Below are 22,921 nucleotides of genomic sequence, written 5' to 3'. Positions count from 1 at the left end.
TTATTCGCAGCGGCTGGAGGCTACGCGCCGACGGAGAGGCGCACGCCGAAGGACTGGCGGCGGACCCGCTCGGCCAGGTCGACGGTGAGGGCGAGGATGTGCTCGGCCTGCACCGGATCGTGCATGGCCAGGCCGCACTCGGGCGTCACCAGCGCCTGCTCGCGGAGGCGCAGCGCGTCGCAGCCCCGCTGGACCAGGTCGCACCACGTGTCCGACAGCGCACGCCACAGCCGGTCGGAGGAGTCGCCCACGGGACGGGAGGTCGGCACCGCGCCCCACGCCACCCAACCGCCGCGATCGAGGTGGACCCCGAGGGCGCCGGCGTGATCGGAGATGGTCGGCCCGATCGGCAGCGACACGATCTGTGGGCCGGTGGCCAGCGCCAGGCGCCAGTCGGTGTCGCCGCAGCAGTGGAGACCGGTGACGGCGAAGGGCTCCACCGCGGCGAGGGCACTGGACACCAGGTCGAGCGCGTCGTCGGTGGCGAGCGGGAAGTCGGGACGGGACAGCGCGACCAGGGACGGCTCGTCGACGAACGCGACCTGGGGGGCCAGCGGCGCGATGCGCAGCGCGGTCGAGAGCATGGTGCGGGCCCGGGCCGCGACGGCGGCGCGGGCGGTGGCGAAGGCGAGGTCCGGATCGGCGCCGGCCTCGATGAGGGCGAGGCCGAGCGTGACCGGGCCGGTGAGCTGCAGCTTGATCGCCGCAGTGCGGTGGCGGCTCGCCTCCAGGAAGGCGCGCAGGCCGGCGAAGGCCGGGCCCTCGAGGGTGGGCTCGCCGCCGAAGGGGTCGGTGGGGTCGAGGTCGCCGACGATGCGCAGCGCGCCGTCGGTGCCGATGTCGACGCCGCGCAGGCCCCACGCCCCCTGGGCGACCATGCCCTCGCGGGGATCGCGGGCGGGCAGGGACGGCGCGGCCGGGAGATCGGCGCAGGCGGCCATGGCCACCGCCACGGCCGCGTCGACCTGCCGGTGCGGCATGCTCCCGATGGCCGACGCCGTGCCGACTCGGAGGTTGATCGCCTTCATGACCGCTCGCTCCGCCTCGGTGAACCGCGGCCGGCGGGGGCTCCGCCGGACCGTTCCCCCTGGTTCCGCATGACACCGGAATAGCCACCGCCGGGCTCCCCGGGCAAATCTGTCGGGGCCATGCCCCGCTCCCTCCCCCTCGCCGCACCGTGGCCGTTCCGTGCCCTGTGGCTGCTGCTGCCGGTCGTGGCCGGCCCGGCCGTCGCCGACGCCCTCGCCGATCGCAGCCGGGCCGTGCAGCTCGTGGCCTCGGTCATGGCCTGGGCCGGATGGGGTGGTGTGCTCGCGGCGTCGCTCGTGCTGCGCACCGTGACCCTCACCGTCGTCCGGGCGCTGGCGCCCGGTGCGGTGCTGCTCTGCACCTGGGCAGCGTTCGCCTCCGACGAGCTCGCGTGGGGCCTCGCCGGCATCGTCGTTGCCGTGCTGGCCGCCGTCGCCGCCCTGTCGCCGGCCACGGCGGATGCCTTCGTCGACGGCTCGAGCTACGGCGACGAGCGCCGCGTCGCCCTCCGGGTCCCGGTCGCCATGGCCGTGGGTCCGGTGCCGATCGCCTGGGCCCTCGCCGCCGCCGGGCTGGTGGCCGGGCCGCTGCTGCTCGCCGCCGAGCAGTGGATCGCCGGCGGGATCGCCCTCGTCCTCGGCGTGCCGATCGTCGTCGCCGTCGCCCTGCGCCTCCACCTCCTCAGCCGCCGGTGGCTGGTGTTCGTCCCCGCCGGCGTCGTGGTCCACGACCCGATCGCCATGGCCGAGCCCGTGCTGCTGCAGCGCCACCTCCTGCGCCGCATCGGGCCGGCCGATGCCGACGCCACCAAGGACGGGTCCTTGGACCTCACCGGCGGGGCCCTCGGCTTGGCCCTCGAGCTGCGCACCGCCGAGCCGTTCAAGGTCGGCCTGCGCCAGGGCCGCGAGACGGTCGAGACCGCCGGCGTGCCGGCGCTGCTGGTGACGCCGGGTCGCCCGGCCACCACGCTCGAGATCGCCGCCGAGCGCAAGCTCCCCGTCAGCTAGGAGACTGCTGAGCAACTGGCTTCTAGGCTTGGCGGTGGGTCCGGGGAAGTGACCGAACCGAAGAGCCGGCGTGAAGAGGGTGTGAGCCGGTCACCCGGGATGGGTTGAACCCGTAGGTGTGGTCCCTTCCTTGTCCTCCCCGGGCCCGCCTTTAGGTGATGGCCCAGCCGGTGGGTGCGTGGTGGAGGCCGAGGTTGAGCAGGCGTCGCAGGTTGAGCGCGGCGGCCCGGTGACTGAGACCGAGCCGGTTGCGTTGGACACCACGGAAGCGGACACGGCGATGGCCGTTGGCGACAAGCCAAGCGATGGTGCGCTCGACCATGGGACGGTGCTGGCGGTAGTCGGCCAGGTGGGTGCCGGCTCGCCAGTTCGCCCGGGCGGTGACGAGCCATTCGTCGTGGTCGGTGAGCTTGACCGTCTTGCCCTTGGCAGCGCTGGTGCAGCGGTGCCGTGATGGACAACCACGGCAGCGGGCGCCGAAGGTTGCGTTGCCGCTCGCGTGGATCGAGATCGTGATGCCGGCGGGGCAGGTGACGGTGCGGGCGGCGTGGTCGACAAGGAAGTCGTCTCGGTGGAACTGGTCGTCACCGAGGTTCGGGTTCCTCCCGAGCGGCCAGGGCTTGATGACCGCCGTGTGGTCGTTCGCGGCGAGCGCTGCTCGGACCGGGCCGGAGCCGTAGGCGGAGTCGGCCAGCACGTCCAGGCCAGGGTCTTCGCCCTCGAGGAGTCGGGCGCCGACGGGACCATCGCCTTCGTTGGCCGGGGTGAGGTCACAGTTGGTGATGATCCCGGTGTCGGGCTCGACCACGACGTGGGCCTTGTAGCCGTCTCGGTAGCTGGACCGGGACTTGTGCATGTGCCGCGACTCCGGGTCGACCGTGGAGATCACCCGCTCCGAGGCGACACCACGAACGATCCGCCAGGTGCCCTCACCCCGTTCCGGGTCGGGTTCGACGTCCTGTCCGGCCACGAGTGCCAACAGCGCCACGAGTTGGCGTTGGTCGTCGTCGAGGTCGATCCCGTCGAGCGCGTTGAGGATGGCGAGGGCGTCGTTGACGAGCCCGGTGATCAGCTCGTCACGGGCAGCCGGGTCGTCCCACGCACATGCGGGTTTGCCGGGCGAGTCGTAGTCATGGCCGGACACCTCGACCGTCGCCGCGGCGGGGACAGCCTTGCGGACCCGGCGGATCATCGACACGAGCTGGGTGACCGTGTCCTGGGTTGCGACCGCATCATCCAGCAGCGTCGAGTCCAGCGCCCGGCGAGTCTTGCCGGCCAACACCCCGGTCTCGGCCACGACCGCTCGGACGGCGTCGAAGATCCGCTCCGGGGACTCGCTCGCTCGCAGCTTGTTGCGCCACAACGTCAGCACCGTCGGATGGAAGCCCTCATGATCCAACGCCAATCCGGCGGCAACCTTCCAGCGCAGATCGGTCCGCAAGGCGTCGATCGCTTCGCGGTCCGAGCGGCCCTCCAACGCTTGGAGCACCATCACCGTGGCGATCACATCGGCTGGCACCGACGGCCGCCCACGCTTGGAGGGGAACAGGTCCTCGAACATCGCATCAGGGAACAGCCGGTGTCGGTGATCGGCCAAGAACCGATGCACCGACCCCTCCGCCACCAGATGCCCGACCAGAGCACCCGCGTCGAGCAGTTCTCGGTCCTGATCGCTGCTGCCCTGCATACCCGCGGTCTACCGAAACCGCCGCGAGATCGCGAGCACCCCGATCACACCGGTTTGCTCAGCAGTCTCCTAGTTCGGGGTCCGCTCAGCGCTGGGCGATGCCGCCGCCGACGACCAGGTCGCCGCGGTAGAGCACGACCGACTGGCCGGGGGCGAGGCGGCGCTGGGGCTCGTCGAAGGTGACGGTCGTGCCCCTGACCGTGGCCGGGTGCGGCGAGCCGTGGGCGCTGCACTGGGCGAGCACCGGGCCTTCGATCGGGTCGTGGGCCCAGACGACGTCGGCCAGCCCGACCGCGTCGGCCAGCAGGGCGTCGGCGTCGCCGATGGTGACCGTCGCCGCGGGGACGTCGACATCCACGGCGTAGCGCGGGGTGGGGTTGCCGCCGATGTCCAGGCCTCGGCGCTGGCCGATGGTGACCAGCTCGACCGCGTCGACCCGGCCGACCTCGGTGCCGGCGGCGTCGACGACCCGGCCGGGCGTGTAGTCGATCCGACCCTGGAGGAAGCCCCGGCGGCCCTCGACCGAGGTGATGAAGCACACGTCCTGGCTGTCCGGCTTGGACGCGGTGCGCAGGCCGAGGCGGGCGGCGTGGGCCCGCACCTCGTCCTTGGTCATGTCACCGACCGGGAACGAGACCCGGTCGAGCACGTCGCCGGCCACGACGTAGAGGACGTAGCTCTGGTCCTTGGCCGCGTCGTGGGCCCGGGCCAGGTGGGGCCGGCCGAGGCCGTCGGTGGCGAGGCGCACGTGGTGGCCGGTGGCGACGGTGTCGAAGCCGAGCGCCTCGGCCCGGTGGAGCAGGCGGTCGAACTTGAGGTGCCGGTTGCACTCGATGCAGGGGTTGGGCGTGCGGCCGGCGGCGTGGTCGGCGACGTAGGGCTCGATGACGTCGCGGGTGAAGTCGTCGCCGAAGTTGAAGACGTGGTGGTCGATGCCGAGCTCGTCGGCGACCCGGCGGGCGTCGTCGACGTCGGACACCGAGCAGCAGCCCGAGTCCGACTCGCCGCCCCAGAGCTTCATGGTGACGCCGACGACGTCGTGGCCCTGCTCCTGGAGCAGCGCCGCGGCGACGGAGGAGTCGACGCCGCCGGACATGGCGACCAGGACCCTCATGCGGGGCTCCCCGATGGCGAGAAGCTCCGCAGCCGTTCGACGGCGGCAGGCACCGCGTCGAGGGCGGCGTCGACGTCGGCGTCGGTGCTGGACCATCCGAGCGAGAGGCGCAGGCTGCCGGCGGCGACGTCTCGGGGGACCCCCATGGCCGCGAGCACGTGGCTCGGGTCCTGGGCGCCGGACGCGCACGAGGACGCGGCCGAGGCGAACACGTCGCGGTCCTCGAGCAGGACGAGGAGCGCCTCGGCCTCGATGCCGGGGATGCACACGTGGCAGCTGCCGGCGATCTTGCCGGCGCGGTCACGGGTGACCGGGTCGACGGCGGTCTCGACCAGGCCGTCGATGGCGTCGTGGAGGCCGTCGGCGAGGCGGTCCCGCAGCGCGCCGAGGCGGTCGACCGTCTCGGCCCTCGTGTCGGTGGCGGTGCGGGCTGCGGCCGCCGCGCCCACGATGCCGGCCACGTTCTGGGTCCCCGATCGCCGGCCGCGCTCCTGCCCGCCACCGAGCAACCGTGGCTGCAGCGGCGTGCCGGCACGCACGGCGAGGACGCCGACGCCCTGCGGACCACCGAACTTGTGGGCGGAGAGCGACAGCAGGTCGACCCGTCGACCCGACGGCGAGGTCGTGGCCGCGGGCAGGTCCAGCCAGGTGAGGGCCTGCACCGCGTCGGTGTGCACCACCGCGCCGGGCGCGAGGTCGACGACGAGGTCGAGGACGGCGTGCAGGTCGGCGATCACGCCGGTCTCGTTGTTCACCGCCATCACCGACACCACGGCCACGGTGTCGTCGAGCAGCTCGGCCAGGTGGTCGAGGTCGACTCGCCCGTCGGCGCGGACGCGCACGATGCGGCCGTGGCGGTGCTCGACCGCCTCGAGCACGGCGTGGTGCTCGCTGGCCGGGCAGGCCGCGGTGGCGCCGGGCCGGTCGACGGCATCGAGCACGCCGAGCACGGCCAGGTTGTCGGCCTCGGTGCCACCGGCGGTGAAGACGATGTCGCCCGGGTCGAAGCCGGTGACCTCGGCGAAGGTGTCCCGGGCGTCGTCGATCGCCCGGCGGGCGTCGCGGGCGAGGCGGTGCGCGCCGGACGGGTTGCCGGTGCGGTCGCCGAGCCACGGGAGCATCGCGTCGCGCGCCTCAGGGCGCACGGGGGTCGTGGCGGCGTGGTCGAGGTAGGCCACCGCCCCAGGCTACGGGTGGCGCGCGCTACAGGAGCACTGCCAGTTCCTAGAGACCCCAGGTGTCGGCGGGCTGGTCGACGTCGACGACGGGAGGGGGCACGACCTTGCCCGCCGGCGGTGGCACGGAGGAGGACATCGGCACCACTCCGCGGTCGCCGTGGCGGGCCTGGTGGGCAGCGGCGACGGCGACGAGGAACGCCTCGGCGTCGGTGCCGGGATGCAGGGGCACGTCGATCGTGGCCGCGACCCGCTCGGCCAGGGACGCAGCCCGCTGGCGGCGGGCGGTCGGCTCCAGCTCGTGCACCCGGAGCAGGAACGCCCGCACCAGCACGTAGGCATCGCCGCGCAGGCGGGACACGTCGAGGGCGGCGGTGTAGGACTCCCAGCCGGGCGGGGGCGAGAACGCGACCGGGCGGGAGTCGGTGCGCACCTGGCGCTCGCGGATGACGATGGTGCCGGCGGCGAGGTCGCCCAGGCGCTGGCTCTGGCGGGTGGCGAGGGCGCTGAGGATGGCGAGGGTGCCGGCGCCGAGCAGGAAGTCGACGATGCCGAGGGCGGAGCGGATGGCGGCGTGGCGGAAGCGGACCGGCGCGCCCTCGATCGTGACCACCCGCAGGCCCATCGCCATCTTCCCGGGGGTGCGGCCGTTCCACACCGTCTCGGTGAGCGCCGGGTAGACGAGCAGCGCCGAGAACACGGCCGCGATCGAGACCACCACCAGCACCGTGTCGTCGACGACGAGCCCGCCCGCCGCGGTGCCGATGAACACGAGCCACAGCAGCGCGGCCCGGATGCCGAGGTCGATGAGGAAGGCCAGCGACCGGCTGCCGAGGCCGGCGACGGCGAACTCGAGCAGCACCGCCTCGGGCGTGACGATGCCCTCCCCGGCCAGGTCCCGACCCGGCGGCACGGGCGCAGGCTGGGTCGTGGTCACGCCTCGGTACGGTACCGGCCACCTGTGGACCTCGACCGCTACATCACCGAGCACCAGCCGGCCTGGGACCGCCTGGCGCACCTGGCCCGGCGCGGTCGGCGCGGGGCCCACCGCCTGGAGCCGGCCGAGCTCGACGAGCTGGTGCAGCTGTACCAGCGGGTCTCGGGCCACCTCTCCCACGTCCGCGCCGCGTACGGCGACCCCTCGCTCACCGCGCTGCTCACCCGCCTCGTCGCCGATGCCAACGCCGCCATCTACGGGGCCCGCTCGTCGGCGCGCGCGGCGGTGCGGGACTTCGTGCTGGTCACGTTCCCCGGCGCCGTGTGGCGCATCCGACACTTCGTGCTGGCCGCCGCGGTGCTGACCCTGCTCCCGGCGTTCGCCGTCGGCACCTGGATCGCCACCAGCGACGCCGCCCTCGACGCCTCCGCTCCCGAGGCCGTGCGCGCCGCCTACGTCGAGGAGGACTTCGAGGCGTACTACTCCTCCGAGCCGGCCAGCCAGTTCGCCGCCGACGTCACCTTCAACAACATCCAGGTGTCGATCACCGCGTTCGCGATCGGCATCCTCGCCTGCATCCCGACCGCCGGGATCCTGGCCTTCAACGGCGCCAACGTCGGCCTGGCCGGCGGCCTCTTCCACGCCGTCGGCGAGTGGGAGCGGTTCTGGGGCCTGATCCTCCCCCACGGCCTGCTCGAGATCAGCGCCGTCATCGTCGCCGGCGGCGCCGGCCTGCGGCTCGGCTGGACGCTCATCGACCCCGGCGACCGCCCGCGCCTGCAGGCGCTCACCGAGGAGGGGCGTCAGTCGGTGGTCGTGGTGCTCGGCCTCGTCGGCGCGTTCGTCGTCGCCGGGCTCATCGAGGGCTTCGTCACCGGCTCCCCCCTGCCGACGCTCGTGCGGGTGGGCATCGGCGTGCTGGTCGAGGTCGCCTTCATCACCTACATCGTCCGCCTCGGCCGGGCCGCCACCGCATCTTCCGTCGATCGGTCACTGCCGGCGGACCGCATCCACGAGATGTCCGGCTACACGGTGGCGACGTAGACGGTGTTCATGGCCTCGCCGCCGGTGTGGAAGTTCGGGAACCACACCTCGTGGGCGGCGACGGTGGCGAACACCTGCTCGGCCGACGCCACGAAGGCGTCGTCGGGCGGGTCGTCCGACCACAGCGCGAACACCCCACCGGGGTGGATGCGCTCGGCCATGCGCTCGAGGCCGTCCGGCTCGTAGAACGCGGCGTGGCTCGGGTGGAGCACGTGGCGGGGCGTGTGGTCCACGTCGAGGAGGACGGCGTGGAACCGCTCGGGCTCGCCGGCCGTGAACGGGGTGCCGTCGGCGACGCAGGCGAAGAAGTCGGCCTCGACCAGGCGGGTGCGGGCGTCGCCGGTGAGCACGTCGGCGTCCGGGAAGATCCCCTCCTCCTGCCAGTCGATGACCGCGGCCAGCTTCTCCACGACGTGCAGGGAGCGGACCCGGTCGTCCTCCAGCGCTGCCCGGGCCGTGTACCCCAGGCCGAGCCCACCGACGACGACGTCGATGCCGTCGGGCCCCACGTCCGGACCGACGGCGGCGAGGCCGAGGCGGGCCAGCTCCTCCTCGGCGACGGTGAAGATGCTCGACATCAGGTGCTCGTCGCCCAGCTTCACCTCGTAGACGTCGATCTGCAGCGTGGGCTCGAGGCGACGTCGGACGCTGATCTCCCCGATGGGGGTGTCGCGACGGTCGATCTCCTCGAAGAGCCTGCTCACACGGCCATCCTCACACGCCGGTGCTCACACGCCGGGGGTCAGACCGAGCCGAGCCAGCCGTCCACCACCTGCTCGGCCTGGGCCCGGGCACCGCCGTGACCGGTGACCGCGGGGACGAACACGTCCTGGGACAGCGAGCGGCACCGCACGTCGGTGAGGGCCCGGACGGTGGCGGTGCGGGGAACGTCGCGCAGGAGGGCGATCTCGCCGAAGCACCCGCCGGCGACCAGCCGGCCGACCTCCTCCCGGCCGATCGAGACGGCGACCTCGCCCTCCTCGATCACGTAGAAGCGGTCGCCGTCGTCACCCTCGGCGAAGATCGTGGCGCCGGCGGCGAACCGGTGGACCTCGGAGCTGCGGGCCAGGCGCTCGAGCACCCGCAGCGGCAGCGGCGCCAGCATCGACAGGCTCCGGAGCGAGTCGAGGCCGGCGGGGGCGAGCGCCACTGCGTCGACGTGGCGCAGCCGGGGCATGGCGGCCACGGCGATGAGGCAGACGACCCCACCCACGATCACCAGGCCGGGGCGCAGGCCGACCGTGACGATGAGCAGCGGCATGGCGAGGGAGCCGATGGCCATGGCCCCGATGAGCGCGCTCTCCATGGCACCGAAGACGCGCCCCATGACCTCGTCGGGGACCAGGCGCTGCAGCACCGTGAAGGCGTTGACGTCGACGACGGCGTTGGCGAGCCCGATCAGGACCATGGCGACGAGGGCGGCCCACAGCTCCGGGACGGCGGCGACGAGCAGCAGCGGGGCGGCCCAGGCGAACACGCCGAAGCCGAAGTCGCGCGCCAGGCTCCCGCGCTGGGCGAGCACCAGGGCAACGACGGCCCCGACCATGCCGCCGACCCCGAGCGATGCGTCGAGGATGCCGACGGACGATTCGCCGAGGCCGAGCAGGTCGAGCGCCACGGCCACCGTGAACACCAGCGACGCCCCGGCGACCACCGTCTGGGCGGAGTAGACGCCGACGACCACCCGGAGGTCGGGGCTGCGCCAGATGGTCCGGAACCCCTGGCTGGCCTCCGTGAGGAACGACTCCTTCGCCGGCTCGTCGAGCGCGTCGGCGAGCACGGCGGAGACGGGTTCGAGATCGATCGCCACGTTGGGTTCCACCAGGACGTCGACGGGCTCGGACGCGCCGACGAGGGCGGGCGTGGGCTCCGGTGGCGCCGTGCTCGGTGGCGGGCCGGCACCGGCGTCGTCGCCGGTCTCGGCGTCGGGCACCTCGAGGCGGGCGAGCACCGCCGCCGACCACAGGAACGTCACGGCGTTGAAGGCGAAGACCACCTCGAGCCCGGCGACCGCGAGGAGCACGCCGGCGATGGCCGGGCCGAGGAACGACGCCAGGCTCTCGATGGTGCTGGACGCGACGTTGGCTGCCGTGAGCTCGTCGGGGTGCCGGGCGAGCTGCGGGATGATCGAGGCCTGCGCCGGGCGGAACGCAGTGGACGTCAGGGTGGCGAGGACGGCAGCGGCGTAGACGGCGAGGGCCGGCCCGTCCACGGCGACGACCAGCGTCGCGAGCGCGACGAGCACGAACCGGACCAGGTCGGCGCCGACCATGATCCGCTTGCGGTCGCCTCGGTCGGCGAGGGTCGAGGTGAGGGGTGACGCGATCGCCGCGGACACGAACCGGACGACGCCGAGGACGCCGACCGTGGTGGCGCCGCCCTCGAGGTAGGCGTAGATGCTGACGGCGACGCCATAGGCCCAATCACCCGTCTCGGACCCGCCGAGCGCGAGGTTCACCCGCCCCAGCCCGGGGTTGCGGAACACGTCGGTGATGGCCGTCAACGGCTCACGGACCTGCTCGCGCATGCCGGCCACCGGATCCCCCTCGCGCTCGCCCGTCCCCTGGGCGGGGACGGTACTCGTCGATGGGCTACAGCCGCCCGGCTGCCTTCATCTCCAGGTAGGCGTCCCCGAGCTCGGAGGCGAGCCGGTCGGGTGGCACGTCGACGACGGTGGCGCCGGCAGCTCGCAGGCGTGCGGCGGCCCGGGCCCGGGCTCGCAGCGTGCGGGCGGCAGCGGCCTGGCGGTAGGCGTCGTCGGCGTCGTGCACCGGGCCGTCGGCCCATGCCCGCACCTGGGGGTCCTGGATGGCCCCGACCAGCACGAGGTGGGACCGGGTCAGCACCGGCAGCGCCGGCAGCAGCGACTCCCCCACCGCCTGCTCGACCAGGTCGGTGAGCAGCACGATCAGGGACCGCTTCCGGAACCGCACCAGGGTCTCGTTGAACGCACCCCGGTAGTCGCTCTCGGCCAGCACGGGTTCGAGCTCGTAGAGGGCATCGGTGACCCGGCCGACCTGGTCCCGGCCATGGCCGGGCGCGACCACGCCCCGGACCGTGCGATCGAAGGTGAGCAGCCCGCAGCGGTCACCGAGCCGGGTGGCCACCGTGGTGACGAGCAGCGCCGCGTCCATGGCGAACTCGGCCCGGGGGACGCCCGCCACCCGACCCGCCATCACGCGCCCGTTGTCGAACAGGACCACCACGTTCTGGTTGCGCTCGGCCCGGAAGGTCCGCACGATCGGGCGACCGGCGCGGGCCGTGGCTGCCCAGTCGATGCGGCGGGACTCGTCGTCGACGGTGTACTCCCGGAGCTGGTCGAAGTCGGTGCCGCCGCCGCGGCCGGTGGCCGAGCGCATGCCGACCTCGAGGATGCGGGCCTGGTCGATCTTCAGCTCGGCCTCCTCCCGGGACCGGAACCGGGGGTGGACCCGCAGCGAGGTGGGCAACGACCGGCGGCCCTGCCGGGCGGCCAGGCCGAGCGGCCCCTCGACCCGCCACACGAGCTCGGTGGGCGCGAACCGGCCCCGGCGGGTGGGCGCCAGCGCCGTGGAGGTCGTGAGCGCGCCGCCGGCGGGGATCGTGCCCCGGAAGCGCCGGGTGCCCGCACCGAGGCTCGGGGCCAGCTCGTCGGCCACGGCGATGCGAACGGGGCGGCGCGCCGTGCTGCGCACCCGCCACGTGATCGTCGACGTGGCCCCCAGCGTGATCACCGCGGGCAGGTCGCGCTCGATGGTGAGGGACCTGCCCCGCGGCGCGAGCAGCCAGTCGACGAGCACGAGGGCGAGCAGCACCCCGTTCACGACGAGCAGCCGCTCCACCACCGACCCGGGCACCAGCGCAGCGGCGACCGCAGCGAGGGCGGCGACGACGGCGAGGCGGGCGGTGGGGACGGGCCACAGAGTGGTCCTGGACAGGCCACGTCCTCCCGATCTCGGATCGGCGGCTCCGCCGCCGTCAGGCACCGTGCTCATGGTCGCCTCCGGCTCCGGGATCAGCGGGGCGCCGGGACGCTGGCGAGGATGCCGTCGAGCACCGCGTCGGCGGTGGTGCCCTCGAGCTGGAGCTCGGGGCGGACCTGGACGCGGTGGCGGAACGTGGGCTTCACGACCGTCTTGACCTCGTCCGGGGTCAGGAACGTGCGACCGGCGAGCCACGCCCACGCCTTGGCGGCGTGGAGGAGCATGGCTGCGCCTCGGGGCGACACGCCGAGGCCGAGCGACGGGCTCTCCCGCGTGGCCCGGGCGAGGGCGACGACGTAGCCGAGGACGGCCGGCTCCACGTCGATGCGCTGCACCGCGGCGCGCCCGGCGGCGAGGTCGGCGGCACCGGCGACGGCGCGCACGCCGGCCGAGGCGGGGTCGTGGGGGTCGAGGCCGGCGTGGTGGCGGGCCAGGATCTCCTGCTCCTGGGTGGCGTCGGGGTAGGCGACCGTGAGCTTGAACAGGAAGCGGTCGAGCTGGGCCTCGGGCAGCGGGTAGGTCCCCTCGTACTCGACCGGGTTCTGGGTGGCGATCACCGCGAACGGCTCCGGCAGGCGACGGGCCGCGCCCTCGACCGACACCTGTCGCTCCTCCATGGCCTCGAGCAGCGCGGCCTGGGTCTTGGGCGGCGTGCGGTTGATCTCGTCGGCGAGCAGCACGTTGGTGAAGGCAGGCCCCTCCCGGAACCGGAAGCCCTGCTCGGCGTCGTAGATGACCTGGCCGAGCACGTCGGAGGGCATCAGGTCCGGCGTGAACTGGATCCGCTTGAAGTCCAGGTCGAAGGCCGCCGCCACCGTCTTGACCAGCAGCGTCTTGGCCACGCCAGGCACGCCCTCGAGCAGGACGTGGCCGCCGACGAGGAGGGCGGCGATGATGCCCGAGAGCACGCCGTCCTGACCGACGACGACCTTGGCCACCTCGTCGCGCACGGCGATCACGGCGGCTCGGGGGTCCGAGCTGGCGGGGGTGGGGTCAGACGTGGGTGGGACGTCGGCCATGGGTGGTGTCCTTCCGGATGCGGGTGAGCAGGGTCGCGACCTCGACGAGGTCGGCGTCGGTGGTGACGGGGTCGATCGCGGCACGACGGGCCTCGGCCGCGGTCAGGTCGGTGCGTCGGGCGATGGCCTCGACCACCGCCTCGGCGGGCGCGTCGAGCGGCAGGCCGAGCAGGGCGGAGAGGTCCCGCCGGGCGCGGTCGCGCAGCGCCGCCGCCGCCGGGCCCGGCCGGCGACTGCGGGCGAGCACGCGACCGACCGCCTGGGTGAGCTCGCTGGCCTCGATCGGCACCGGCTGGGGCTCCGCCACGGGGCGGCCGAGGCGACGGGCCCGCCACAGCGCGGCGAGCAGGAAGGCGACGACGAGCTGGGCCAGCGCGGCCCGGACCGGGGTGTCGACCAGGTCCACGAGGCCGGCGTCCCCGGTGCCGACGACGAGGGACGGGCGCAGGAACGCGGCCCGGCTCCCGGTGTCGGGCGCCAGGAGGGCGGCGGCCAGGACGGCGTTGTCGGCCTCGTCCAGGTTCCGGTTCGTGAACGGGCCGGTCCCGCCGACGCTCACGATGCGCCCGTCGCCTGCGGCCTCCACGACGACGAGCGCGCCGTCGCCGGTCGGGCCGCAGCTGCCCGCGGCGCCGTCCGGGACCGAGACGCGGAAGCCGTCGCCCACCTCGAGGCGGTCGACAGCGGCGAGCCCGGACGGGACGTCCCCGGTGCAGGTCACCTCCACCTCGCCGGTGGCGGCGCCGGTCACGGGTGGTGTCAAGGTCGAGTCCACGTCGGCGACGACGAGGGTCCCGCCACGACGGACCCAGGCGAGCAGGGCGTCCCCGGCGTCGCGGTCGAAGCGGTCCTGCAGGACCAGGGCCGCGTCGACGTCGTCGCCGGGGATCTCGTCGAGCACCTCGATGGTGGCCACCGCGTCGATGAGCTCGACCACGGCGCGGGCCCCGTCGGGGGCGGTGGACGACGGGTCGAGGGGCGGGCCCTGGGTCTGGCGAGCCGCGGTCAGGTAGGCGCCGACGAGGACCGCCACCACCAGGAGGGCGCCGAAGGCGATGCGGCGGCTCACGAGCGGACCGCCGGTCGCAGCTCGGCGGTACGCAGGGCATCGACGTCGGCGCGGAAGGCGTCGAGCGCGCCGGCGTCCACGGACCGCCCGCCGTACCAGGCGCCCTCGAAGCGCTCGGTCACCGAGTCCAGCACCGGATCCAGGGCCGGCTGCCGTCCGGTCAGCTCGCGCCGCAGCTCGGCCGGGGTCCGCGCGGCGACGTCGTCCACGGCGCCGCGGCGCACGAGGTCGGCGACGAGGGCCTGGTACCGGCAGCGCAGGGCACCGCGGTGGTCGCCGGCGGCCGCGAGGCGCTCGGCCTCGGCGTCCCAGACCGCGGGGTCGTCGGGGGCCGAGGTGCCCTGGACCACGCCGACCGCGTCGCCGACGGGCGAGCGGGACCAGGACGTGCGCAGCGCCTTGGCGAGCAGCCACAGCGCCAGCGCCAGCACGAGGGCGGTGATGACCAGGCCGATGATGCTGCCCGCACCCCCGCCGGTGAGGGCGGCGAAGGACCGGCCGAGGAAGTCGGTGATGGCCTCCAGCGCCCGGTCCAGCAACGAGGGCTGGGGCTCCCGGTACTCGGGGCGCGACAGGATCTCCTCGGCCGTGCGGCGCACCTCGTCGGGGTCGACGAGGCCGCCGGGCTCACCCTGCCAGGAGCGCACGGGAGCGCAGCTCGATGTCGTGGGCCTCGAGCCGGATGCGCAGGTCGAGGTGGAACAGGACGGCGACGCCGGCCGTGAAGGGCACGACCACCAGCTGGGAGGCGATCTGGCCGGCGGCGCGCACGAGCCAGTCCCAGTCGTCGGGTACGACCGTGGTGGCCAGCTCGGGGACGGACTGGAACCCGAACCCGACGAGCAGGCCGACGAGGCCGACCAGTCCGGGGACGGTGAGCGCTGGGCCGATGCGCCGGCGGGTCAGCTGCACCGAGCGCCGGATGGCGGCGAGGGGTCCGAGGCCCTCGACCGTGACCGCCGGGCTGACCACGTGGCACAGGGCCATGACGAGGTAGGCGCCGACGCCGAAGGCCAGGAGGCCGATGCCCTCGAGCACGTGGACCAGGATCGTGCCGAGCACCAGGGCCCAGCTGCGGCGCAGCGCCACCCCCGCCGCCTCCCAGGCCGACACGTCGCGACCCCGGTACCAGCCGTCGACGAGCACGCCGAGGGCTCCGGCGAGCAGGGCGAGCGACACCGTCCCGACGGCCAGGGACGTGAGGGCCGCGCCGGCGCCGACCACCTCGCCGTCCTCCCCGAACGCTGTCGTCGGATCGGCCAGGCCGGTGAGGCCCTCCGCGTCGAGCACGTCGCGGAGCAGCACGGCGCTCAGCACCTCGATCGGGATGAGCAGCACCGCAGCCAGGGTGAGCACGTCCCGGGGCCGGCGCTTGATGATCGCGAAGGCCCCGTCGAGCAGATCGGGCGTCGTCATCGGGCGCAGGGCGACGGGCACGGGCGGCAGGGGCGGACGTGAGCGGTCTCGGCGAGGCGCGCCGGCCGACGCCGCGGTCACGAGCGGCCGCTCGGGCTGCACCGGCGCGCTGTCGGGCGCGGCCCAGCTCTGCTCCGTCATCGGCGCGACCCGGTGGCCGCTTCGTGCGGACGCCGCACGCGGGCGGCGCCTCGCACGCGGGGCGTCGTCCGCCCGCAGGCGCACGCGCTGCGGTCGAGGGTGCCCTGGGGCCCGAGCGCCACCCGCAGCCACACCGAGCCGCGCCACCCGACCGCCGACCACACCAGCCGACCGGACTCGGCGGGGAGACCGTCGCCGTCGACGACCTCGAGGTGCTCGTGCTCGGGCCAGGTGTGGAGCTGATCGGCCTCGCAGGTCGCCCAGGCGGCTCGCACACCGGGCGGCGCCCACCAGAGCCGGACCGGACGCCCGGCCCGCCGGCGCAGACCGGGCAGGTCCTCGCCGCCCGCAGCGCCCACGTGCACGACCAGCAGGCGCACGCTGTCCGGGAGCCCGGCGTCGACGAGCCGGGCCAAGGTCGCGGGCGGACCGGCCACGACGGTTGGGGCGGCATCGGCAAGGACGGTGGCCGCGAGCGGGGACTCCACCACCAGGTGGGCGACGCCGGCGTCTCGGGCGCCGAGCTCCAGCTGCAGCGGACCGATGCCGGTGCCGGTGCAGACGAGCCGGTCGGCGAGCGTGATGCCGCTGACGGCCAGCGCCCGCCGGCCGAGGGTCGTGAGCCGGTCCAGATCGGTGTGGGTGGCGGCCACGAAGAGCGGGCCGGCGACGTGGCGCTCGACCGTCCAGCGCACCGGCTTGAAGGGCAGGTCGACCTCGTGGCGGGCGAAGCCCTCGCGCCGGCCGAGGACGTCGGCGGCCAGCAGCCGGAGCCGCAGCCCGGGCCCCGCGGCCTCCTGGATGCGCGCTGCGGTCGGTTCGAGCACGAAGCGGCGGCCGTCGCCGAGGTCGGCGAGGTCCGTGACCGGCAACCGGGCGAGGTCCCCGGCACCCCGCACGCCGCGGCGTCCGAGGCCGCTGCGCTCCAGCTCGGCCCGTACGGGCTCGGAGAACGGGTGGACCTCGTCTGCGACCCACCGGCGGAGCACCTCGTCCCGGCGCGACTCGTGCTGGCCGGGGCGCCGGCGGTCGTCGCTCATCGACGGTCAACTTAGGACCTTGCGCAGTGGGTCACGTCCGGCTGCTGTCGCCCCGGCGGCTCCGCCGCCCAACCACACCGTGACCTGGGTCGCCTCGCCTGTCGGCTCGGCTCCGGTGACGGCGTGCGCGGCAAGATGCCCGGGTGGAGCCGACCATCCGAGACGACGACGACCCCGGGATGCGCGGCTACGGACCGGCAACGTACGGAGACGGCTTCGCGGATGTCTACGACGACTGGTACGCCGACGTCTCCCCACCCGAGGCCACCGCACGGTTCGTGGCCGACCGCACCACCGGCCCGGTGCTCGAGCTGGGGAGCGGAACCGGTCGGCTGGCCGGCCCGCTGCGCGCCGCGGGTGTGCCGGTGGTCGGCCTGGACGCGTCGCTGGCGATGCTCACCCGCTCCGTCGACCGCCACCCCGACGTCCCCGTCGTCGCGGCCGACATGGCCGAGCTGCCGGTGCGGGACGGCGCGTTCGGCGCGGTGCTCGTCGCCTTCAACACGCTCTTCAACCTGCCCACCCACGCGCTGCAGCGCCGCTGCCTCACCCAGGCCCGCCGGGCCGTCCGCCCCGACGGGATCGTGGTGGTCGAGGCCTTCGTGCCCGGCGCCGGGGTCGACGAGCAGACCGACCACGTCGACGTGGTGCGCCTCGACGCGGACCGGGTCGTGCTGCGCGTGAGCCGCACCGACCCGGTGCGGGGCACCGTGCACGGCCACCACGTGGACCTCCGCGACGGCCAGCCGGTGCGGCTCCGGCCCTGGCAGGTGTGCTTCGTCGCGCCCGATGCCCTCGACGACATGGCGGCCGCGGCGGGGCTCGCGGTCGACGACCGCCATGGCGGCTGGGCTGGCGAGCGCTTCGACGCCGCCAGCGACGCCCACGTGACCGTGTACCGGCACGCGAACGGGCATGGGTAGTCTCCGGGCAGTGAGCGAGCTCCGCCTGAACCCCCTCACCGGTCGCTGGGTGACCATCGCCAGCACCCGCCAGGACCGGCCGGGCGAGCTGGTGTCGCGGGAGCTCCCGGTCGAGGCCGACCCCGACCAGCCCTGCCCGTTCTGCCCCGGCAACGAGGAGGAGACGCCCCCGTCGCTCGAGGAGTACGGCAGCAACGGCGCATGGTCGGTGCGGGTCGTGCCGAACAAGTACCCCGCCTTCTCCGGCAGCGAGCCGATGCGGGTCACCAACCTCGGCCCGGTGTTCACCCAGGCGAACGCGTCGGGCATCCACGAGGTCCTCGTGCTGTCCCCGGAGCACGACCAGTCGTGGGGCGACCTCGACGACAAGCAGGCCGGCCTGGTGATGGCCGCCATCCGCGACCGCATGGAGGACCACGGTCGCCAGGCGGGCACGCGCTACACGCAGGCCATCGTCAACGCCGGCCGGGCCGCGGGTGCCTCGCTGGAGCACCCCCACGGCCAGCTGCTCGGCATCCCCTTCGTCCCCGGCGAGATCGCCGAGGAGCAGCGGGGCTTCGAGCGCTTCGACGGCTCCTGCCTGCTCTGCACCACCGTCCAGGCCGAGCTCGAAGCCGGCCACCGGGTGGTCCACGCCGACGAGCGGGTCCTGGTGCTGTGCCCGTTCTGGAGCGCATCGCCGTACCAGATGCTGGTGATCCCGCGGACCCACGCCGAGCACCTCACCGACGCCTCGCCGAAGGACCTGGTCGCCGTGGGCCGAGCGATCCGCGACTCGCTCATGGCGCTGCGCGCCGTCATGGGCCACGTGTCCTACAACCTCGTGTTCCACACCGCGCCGCACCACCACCCGGGCGACTTCCACTGGCACGTGCACGTGAACCCGCGCATCACGTCGGTGGCCGGCTTCGAGCAGGGCACCGGCGTGATGATCAACATCATGCCGCCGGAGCTGGCCTGCGATCACCTGCGCGCCAACGCCCCGCTCGGCGTCAGCGTCGCCACCGCCTGACCCGCGTGGCCTCCCCCGACACGGCGGACACCGCCCGCACCTGGCCCTTCTGGGCGCCCAGCCAGGCCGAGGCCGTCGAGGCCGCCCTCGACCTCGCCGGCATCGGCCCCGGGGTCCACCTGCTGGACCTGGGCTGCGGCGACGGTCAGGTCCTGCTGGCGGCGGCCCGCCGTGGCGCCACCGTGTCCGGCGTGGAGGCCGACGCCGACCTCGTGGCCGAAGCGAAGGAGCACCTGGCCGATGCCGGCGTGGACGCCGACGTCCGCCAGGGCGACCTGTTCGACCCCGCGGTCGACGTGGGGGCCGACGTGCTCTTCTCCTACCTCGCTCCCGCCACGCTGCAGCGGCTCCTCCCCCGCATCCTCGAGACCGGGGCGCGGCTGGTGACCGTGGACTTCGACGTGCCCGGCCTGGTGCCGGCCAAGCGAAGCGGCGCGGCCCGCCTCTACCGGCTCCCCGGACGCCGGCGCGCCGTCGGTCGTCCCGGGTGGCCGACCGCCGGCACCCTCGTGGCCACGGTCCCCGACGTGCAGTCCCTCAGCTGCTTGGAGGCCGCCCACCCCGGTGGGCCGACGCTGGTGCGGGCCGACGACGGGTTGGCCGCGGTCGCCACCGTGCTGTCCGGCGCCGACCACCTCGAGGAGGCCGGCGCGCTGGCCGTCGACCTGCGCTGGGAGGGCCAGCCGGCCGGCACGTTCGCCGGCGGCGCCATCCACGTCGAGGGACTCGAGGACCACCACGTCTTCGTGCTCCACACCGACGAGGAGGAATCGGTCTGGGAGCTCAGCGCCGACGGCGTCGCCGGCCTCCGCCAGGCGCTCCTGGCGACGGACCGCCCGTCGACGGTCGATGAGGTCCTGGCCGCCGCCAACCGCTGATTCTGGCAGCGGATCCGGAACGTGGCCCCCAAGGGCCTTGTTCCGTAGCCGCTGCCAGAATCCCACGGAGGCGACCACACTCGGGGACGGTCCATCCTCAGCTGATGGCGAGGTCGTAGACCCGGCGCTTGGCGACGCCGTAGCGGGCGACCACGGCGGCGACGGCGTCGCGGGTGGTGGCGCCGGCGGCGACCTCCTCGTCGAGGGCGTCGCGCAGCTCGTCGTCGGTGACCTCGGGCGGCGGGGCGGCCCCGCCGAGGACGATGACGAACTCACCCTTGGGCTCGGCGGCGAGCCAGTCGGCGGCGCCGGCGAGGTCGCCGCGGAACCACTCCTCGTGGAGCTTGGTGAGCTCGCGCGCCACGGTGACGGGACGGTCGGCGCCGCACGCCTCGGCCAGGTCGGCGATCGTGCGCTCGGCGCGGTGAGGTGCCTCGTAGAGCACGACGGTGCGGGGTTCGGCGGCGACGGCAGCGAGGCGCTCGGTGCGACCGGCGCCCTTGCGGGGCAGGAAGCCCTCGAACACGAACCGGCCGGTGGGCAGTCCGCTCGCCGCCAGCGCCGTGGTCACCGCGGTGGGCCCGGGCACGACCTCCACGCCGAGGCCGGCGTCGACGAAGGCGGCGACGACATCGTTGCCGGGGTCGGACACGCCGGGCATGCCGGCATCGGTCACCAGCGCGACGACCGAGCCGGCCCGGGCCCGATCCACCAGGCGCCCGGCGACCCGCGCCTCGGTGTGGTCGTTGGCCACCACGAGGTCCGTACGCTCGATCCCGGCGGCGGCCAGCAGCCGACCGGTGCGCCGGGTGTCCTCGCAGGCGATGACGTCGGCCTCGACCAGCGCATCCACGGCGCGCGGCGACAGGTCGCCGAGGTTGCCGATCGGCGTGCCGACGACGACGAGGCGACCGCTCACGAGTCGGCGGGGTGCTGGACCCGGACCTCGAGGACCTGGCCGGGGCAGATCCCCCACCGCTCGAACGACCCGGCCTCGGCCTCCAGCACCTTCCGGGCCCGCAGCACCGGCATGCCGAGGCGGTGGCGGGGCATCGTGGCGCAGCGCAGGACGGTGCCGTCACCGTCGAGGTGGGCGACGTCGATCGGGAAGCGCATGCCCATGGTGTGGACCGAGCGGGTGCCCTCGATCAGCAGCGCGCCCTCGAACCCGTCACGACCGAGCAGGCCCGTGCGCCGGTCGGACCGGGACGAGGCGATCTCGACGCTGGCCAGCACCCGGTCGTCGCGCAGGAGCCACGGCATGGGACGATTCTGCCCGCTTGAGCGTGGGAGTTCTGAGGCGCAGCCGAAGAACTCCGGAAGTGAGCGCAGCGAACGGCGTTCGCTCACACATTGAATCGGAACTCGAGGACGTCGCCGTCCTGGACCACGTAGTCCTTGCCCTCGACCCGGAGCTTGCCCACGTCCTTGGCCGCGTTCCAGGAGCCGCACTCGAGCAGCTCGTCCCACTGGATGCACTCGGCCCGGATGAAGCCGCGCTGGAAGTCGGTGTGGATGACGCCGGCGGCCTCGGGGGCCTTGGAGCCGGCCCGGAACGTCCACGCCCGGCTCTCCTTCTCGCCGGTGGTGAAGTACGTGCGCAGGCCCATCAGCTGGTAGGCGGTGTGCAGGAAGCGGGGCAGCGCGCCCTCGCCGAGCCCGAGGCCCTCGAGCATCTCCACCCGCTCCTCCTCGGTGTCGAGGGTGGCGGCCTCGGCCTCGAGCTGGACGCACATGCCGATGACCTCGGCCACGCCGCCGAGCTCCTCGACGACCGGCTTCACGACGGCGTCGATGTCGTCGAGCTGGTCGTCGCCGACGTTGACGATGGCGATCACCGGGCGGTTGGTGAGCAGGAAGTGCTGGTGGAGCTCCTCGCGCGCCGCGGGCTTCATGGCGGAGCGGTAGATCGGGGTCCCCTCGCCGAGCACGGCGACGGCCTCCTCCAGCACGGCGATCTCGCCGGCGAGGGACTTGTCGCCCTTGAACATCCGGCGCTGCTTGTCGAGGCGCTTCTCGACGGTCTCGAGGTCGGCCAGCGTGAGCTCGATCTCGACGATGCGGAGGTGCTCGAGCGGGTCGGCCGGGCCGGGGACGTCGTCGTCCTCGAAGGCCCGCAGCACGAACACCACGGCGTCGGCCTCGCGGATGTGGGCCAGGAACTGGTTGCCGAGGCCCTCGCCCTGGGACGCGCCCTCGACCAGCCCACCGATGTCGACGAACTGCACCGAGGCCGGCACCACGTTGCGCGACTTGGACATCTCGGCGAGCAGCCCGAGGCGGTGGTCGGGCACCTTGGCCACGCCGACGTTGGGGTCGGTGGTGGCGAAGGCGTACGGCGCGGCCAGGGCCCCGCCCCCCGAGAGGGCGTTGTAGAGGGAGGACTTCCCCGCGTTGGGGAGACCGACGAATCCGAAGCGTTCCATGCGGATGGCGAGGCTACCGGCGTCGGTATGGTCCCCCGTCATGGTGTTCAGGCGCAGGGACCGGGACGGGACGCAGGATCCCCTCGCCGACCTCGATCCCGGATCCGTGGGGCCGGAGCGACGGGGAGATGCGCTCGCCGCCCTCGACGCGGCCCGCCGCTACGACGCCATCGTCGGCCGCACGCCCGACGGCCCCGTCCGGGACCGGCTGGAGACCCTGCGGGGCGAGGTCCACGCCGCCGTCAGGGCCGTGTTCGACGCCGCCCAGCGCACCGACCGCAAGGCGGCCACGCTGGGCGACCTCGGTCCCGACGAGATCACCCGCCGGCTCAAGGCCGCGCGCGGCGCGCTGGCCCGGGCCGAGGACGACGGCCGCGACACCTCCGACCTGCGGGCCGCCGCCGAGTCGCTCGATCGCCAGCTCGCCTCGGTCCACGCCATCTGGGACGCCGTGGAGCGCTCGGCCGACGAGCTGCACCGCCTGCAGCTGCGCCTCGGCGAGGTCGTGGCCTCCGCCGGCGCGGTCGCGGTCGACGTGCCCGACCGGGCCGTGGACCGCATCGGCGACGTCGCCGACGAGCTCCACGCCCTGCGCCTCGCCCTCATAGACCTCTCCTGACCAAATCCCGTTCCTGCGTCACCACGGGTGGGACGGATCGACGGGATTTCCAGTGGGGGCGATCAGTCGAAGGCCTCGAAGACCTCTCCGAGCATCTCGGCGAAGGGGCTCTTGCGCTTGCGCTTCCTGCCCCGGTCGCGGTCGTCGTACCGGTCGCGATCGTCGTACCGGTCGCGGTCGTCACGGCGAACCTCGGAGGGGACCGGCGGCGGGGTCCTCGGCGCCTCGTGGGTGGAGATGCGGACCTCGGGCGAGCGGGCCTCGATCAGATCGAGCAGCTTCTCGAGCTCGCCCCGGTCGAGCCACATCCCCCGACACCGGTGGCAGTGGTCGATCTCGATCCCGTCCCGGATGTGCGGCACGAGGTCGGCATCCAGGCACACGGGGCAGCGCATGCCCGAGGAGGGTAGTGGTGGCCGGCGA

The 22,921-nt window shown here is 74.2% G+C and carries 23 protein-coding genes; 6 read left to right on the top strand and 17 right to left on the bottom strand.

The features are described 5' to 3' along the window. Positions 1-20: 20 nt before the first annotated feature. Positions 21-1,028, bottom strand: coding sequence for a hypothetical protein (locus RGQ06_RS12510; protein WP_432428539.1), 1,008 nt, complete (start codon positions 1,026-1,028; stop codon positions 21-23). Between the two features lie 120 nt (positions 1,029-1,148). Here RGQ06_RS12510 and RGQ06_RS12505 point away from each other — a divergent pair, with 120 nt between their 5' ends. Continuing rightward, complete coding sequence (locus RGQ06_RS12505) at positions 1,149-2,036, top strand: hypothetical protein (protein ID WP_432428538.1); 888 nt, start codon at positions 1,149-1,151, stop codon at positions 2,034-2,036. A gap of 151 nt (positions 2,037-2,187) precedes the next feature. On the opposite strand, the gene RGQ06_RS12500 is transcribed toward RGQ06_RS12505, so the two are convergent. The 4 genes from RGQ06_RS12500 to RGQ06_RS12485 form a co-directional block, all read right to left on the bottom strand. Continuing rightward, positions 2,188-3,723, bottom strand: a complete 1,536-nt coding sequence (locus tag RGQ06_RS12500; RefSeq protein ID WP_432430658.1) for an IS1182 family transposase — start codon at positions 3,721-3,723, stop codon at positions 2,188-2,190. Positions 3,724-3,808: 85 nt separating this feature from the next. After that, complete coding sequence (gene mnmA, locus RGQ06_RS12495) at positions 3,809-4,837, bottom strand: tRNA 2-thiouridine(34) synthase MnmA (protein WP_432430644.1); 1,029 nt, start codon at positions 4,835-4,837, stop codon at positions 3,809-3,811. After that, positions 4,834-6,015, bottom strand: coding sequence for a cysteine desulfurase family protein (locus RGQ06_RS12490; RefSeq protein WP_432430643.1), 1,182 nt, complete (start codon positions 6,013-6,015; stop codon positions 4,834-4,836). The genes mnmA and RGQ06_RS12490 overlap by 4 nt, the downstream gene beginning before the upstream one ends. 46 nt (positions 6,016-6,061) lie before the next feature. Continuing rightward, complete coding sequence (locus RGQ06_RS12485) at positions 6,062-6,949, bottom strand: RDD family protein (RefSeq protein WP_432430642.1); 888 nt, start codon at positions 6,947-6,949, stop codon at positions 6,062-6,064. 24 nt (positions 6,950-6,973) lie between these two features. On the opposite strand from RGQ06_RS12485, the gene RGQ06_RS12480 reads away from it, so the two are divergent. Beyond that, positions 6,974-7,993, top strand: coding sequence for a stage II sporulation protein M (locus tag RGQ06_RS12480; protein WP_432430641.1), 1,020 nt, complete (start codon positions 6,974-6,976; stop codon positions 7,991-7,993). Here the strand turns inward: RGQ06_RS12480 and RGQ06_RS12475 are convergent. The 8 genes from RGQ06_RS12475 to RGQ06_RS12440 all read right to left on the bottom strand — a co-directional run bounded on the left by RGQ06_RS12475 (position 7,975) and on the right by RGQ06_RS12440 (position 16,640). Further along, positions 7,975-8,697: a spermidine synthase gene (locus RGQ06_RS12475; RefSeq protein ID WP_432430640.1), complete on the bottom strand. Its 723-nt coding sequence runs from the start codon at positions 8,695-8,697 to the stop codon at positions 7,975-7,977. The two genes, RGQ06_RS12480 and RGQ06_RS12475, sit on opposite strands and share 19 nt — an antisense overlap. A gap of 38 nt (positions 8,698-8,735) precedes the next feature. Continuing rightward, a complete protein-coding gene (locus RGQ06_RS12470) occupies positions 8,736-10,520 on the bottom strand; it encodes an MFS transporter (RefSeq protein WP_432430645.1) in 1,785 nt (594 codons plus the stop codon). A 64-nt stretch (positions 10,521-10,584) separates the two neighbouring features. Then, a complete protein-coding gene (locus RGQ06_RS12465; RefSeq protein ID WP_432430639.1) occupies positions 10,585-11,967 on the bottom strand; it encodes a DUF58 domain-containing protein in 1,383 nt (460 codons plus the stop codon). Between the two features lie 20 nt (positions 11,968-11,987). Continuing rightward, a complete protein-coding gene (locus RGQ06_RS12460) occupies positions 11,988-12,974 on the bottom strand; it encodes an AAA family ATPase (protein ID WP_432430638.1) in 987 nt (328 codons plus the stop codon). Continuing rightward, positions 12,949-14,043 carry a DUF4350 domain-containing protein gene (locus tag RGQ06_RS12455; protein WP_432430637.1) on the bottom strand — a complete coding sequence of 365 codons (1,095 nt, stop codon included), beginning with the start codon at positions 14,041-14,043 and terminating at the stop codon, positions 12,949-12,951. The genes RGQ06_RS12460 and RGQ06_RS12455 overlap by 26 nt, the downstream gene beginning before the upstream one ends. Next, positions 14,040-14,690: a DUF4129 domain-containing protein gene (locus RGQ06_RS12450; RefSeq protein ID WP_432430636.1), complete on the bottom strand. Its 651-nt coding sequence runs from the start codon at positions 14,688-14,690 to the stop codon at positions 14,040-14,042. Before RGQ06_RS12450 ends, RGQ06_RS12455 begins: the two co-directional genes overlap by 4 nt. Next, on the bottom strand, positions 14,671-15,600 hold the full coding sequence (locus RGQ06_RS12445; protein ID WP_432430635.1) for a hypothetical protein: 930 nt from the start codon (positions 15,598-15,600) through the stop codon (positions 14,671-14,673). The genes RGQ06_RS12450 and RGQ06_RS12445 overlap by 20 nt, the downstream gene beginning before the upstream one ends. Beyond that, the gene (locus RGQ06_RS12440) at positions 15,597-16,640 is read right to left on the bottom strand and encodes a hypothetical protein (RefSeq protein ID WP_432430634.1); all 1,044 of its coding nucleotides are present in this window, start codon (positions 16,638-16,640) and stop codon (positions 15,597-15,599) included. The genes RGQ06_RS12445 and RGQ06_RS12440 overlap by 4 nt, the downstream gene beginning before the upstream one ends. A gap of 143 nt (positions 16,641-16,783) precedes the next feature. Between RGQ06_RS12440 and RGQ06_RS12435 the strand changes: the two genes are divergently transcribed. The 3 genes from RGQ06_RS12435 to RGQ06_RS12425 are packed head-to-tail and all read left to right on the top strand — an operon-like array spanning position 16,784 to position 19,453. After that, a complete protein-coding gene (locus tag RGQ06_RS12435; RefSeq protein WP_432430633.1) occupies positions 16,784-17,563 on the top strand; it encodes a class I SAM-dependent methyltransferase in 780 nt (259 codons plus the stop codon). A gap of 10 nt (positions 17,564-17,573) precedes the next feature. Next, a complete protein-coding gene (galT, locus tag RGQ06_RS12430) occupies positions 17,574-18,575 on the top strand; it encodes a galactose-1-phosphate uridylyltransferase (protein WP_432430632.1) in 1,002 nt (333 codons plus the stop codon). A 5-nt stretch (positions 18,576-18,580) separates the two neighbouring features. After that, positions 18,581-19,453 (top strand): class I SAM-dependent methyltransferase, encoded by an 873-nt coding sequence (locus RGQ06_RS12425; protein WP_432430631.1) that lies wholly within the window; start codon positions 18,581-18,583, stop codon positions 19,451-19,453. Positions 19,454-19,550: 97 nt separating this feature from the next. Here RGQ06_RS12425 and rsmI read toward each other — a convergent pair whose 3' ends face one another. From rsmI to ychF, 3 genes are all read right to left on the bottom strand, one after another. Then, positions 19,551-20,372 carry a 16S rRNA (cytidine(1402)-2'-O)-methyltransferase gene (gene rsmI / locus RGQ06_RS12420; RefSeq protein ID WP_432430630.1) on the bottom strand — a complete coding sequence of 274 codons (822 nt, stop codon included), beginning with the start codon at positions 20,370-20,372 and terminating at the stop codon, positions 19,551-19,553. Next, positions 20,369-20,716 (bottom strand): DUF192 domain-containing protein, encoded by a 348-nt coding sequence (locus RGQ06_RS12415; protein WP_432430629.1) that lies wholly within the window; start codon positions 20,714-20,716, stop codon positions 20,369-20,371. Before RGQ06_RS12415 ends, rsmI begins: the two co-directional genes overlap by 4 nt. An 83-nt stretch (positions 20,717-20,799) precedes the next feature. Beyond that, a complete protein-coding gene (gene ychF / locus RGQ06_RS12410; protein ID WP_432430628.1) occupies positions 20,800-21,879 on the bottom strand; it encodes a redox-regulated ATPase YchF in 1,080 nt (359 codons plus the stop codon). Between the two features lie 40 nt (positions 21,880-21,919). Between ychF and RGQ06_RS12405 the strand changes: the two genes are divergently transcribed. Further along, positions 21,920-22,498, top strand: a complete 579-nt coding sequence (locus RGQ06_RS12405) for a hypothetical protein (RefSeq protein ID WP_432430627.1) — start codon at positions 21,920-21,922, stop codon at positions 22,496-22,498. Between the two features lie 62 nt (positions 22,499-22,560). Here the strand turns inward: RGQ06_RS12405 and RGQ06_RS12400 are convergent, their stop codons facing one another. Next, positions 22,561-22,893 (bottom strand): zf-TFIIB domain-containing protein, encoded by a 333-nt coding sequence (locus tag RGQ06_RS12400; protein ID WP_432430626.1) that lies wholly within the window; start codon positions 22,891-22,893, stop codon positions 22,561-22,563. Positions 22,894-22,921: the final 28 nt, after the last annotated feature.

The sequence above is a fragment of the Salinilacustrithrix flava genome, assembly GCF_041228405.1.
GTDB lineage: Bacteria > Actinomycetota > Acidimicrobiia > Acidimicrobiales > Salinilacustritrichaceae > Salinilacustrithrix > Salinilacustrithrix flava.
The sequence above is the reverse complement of the archived record's forward strand: the minus strand, read 5'-3'. Positions and strand labels throughout refer to the sequence as shown.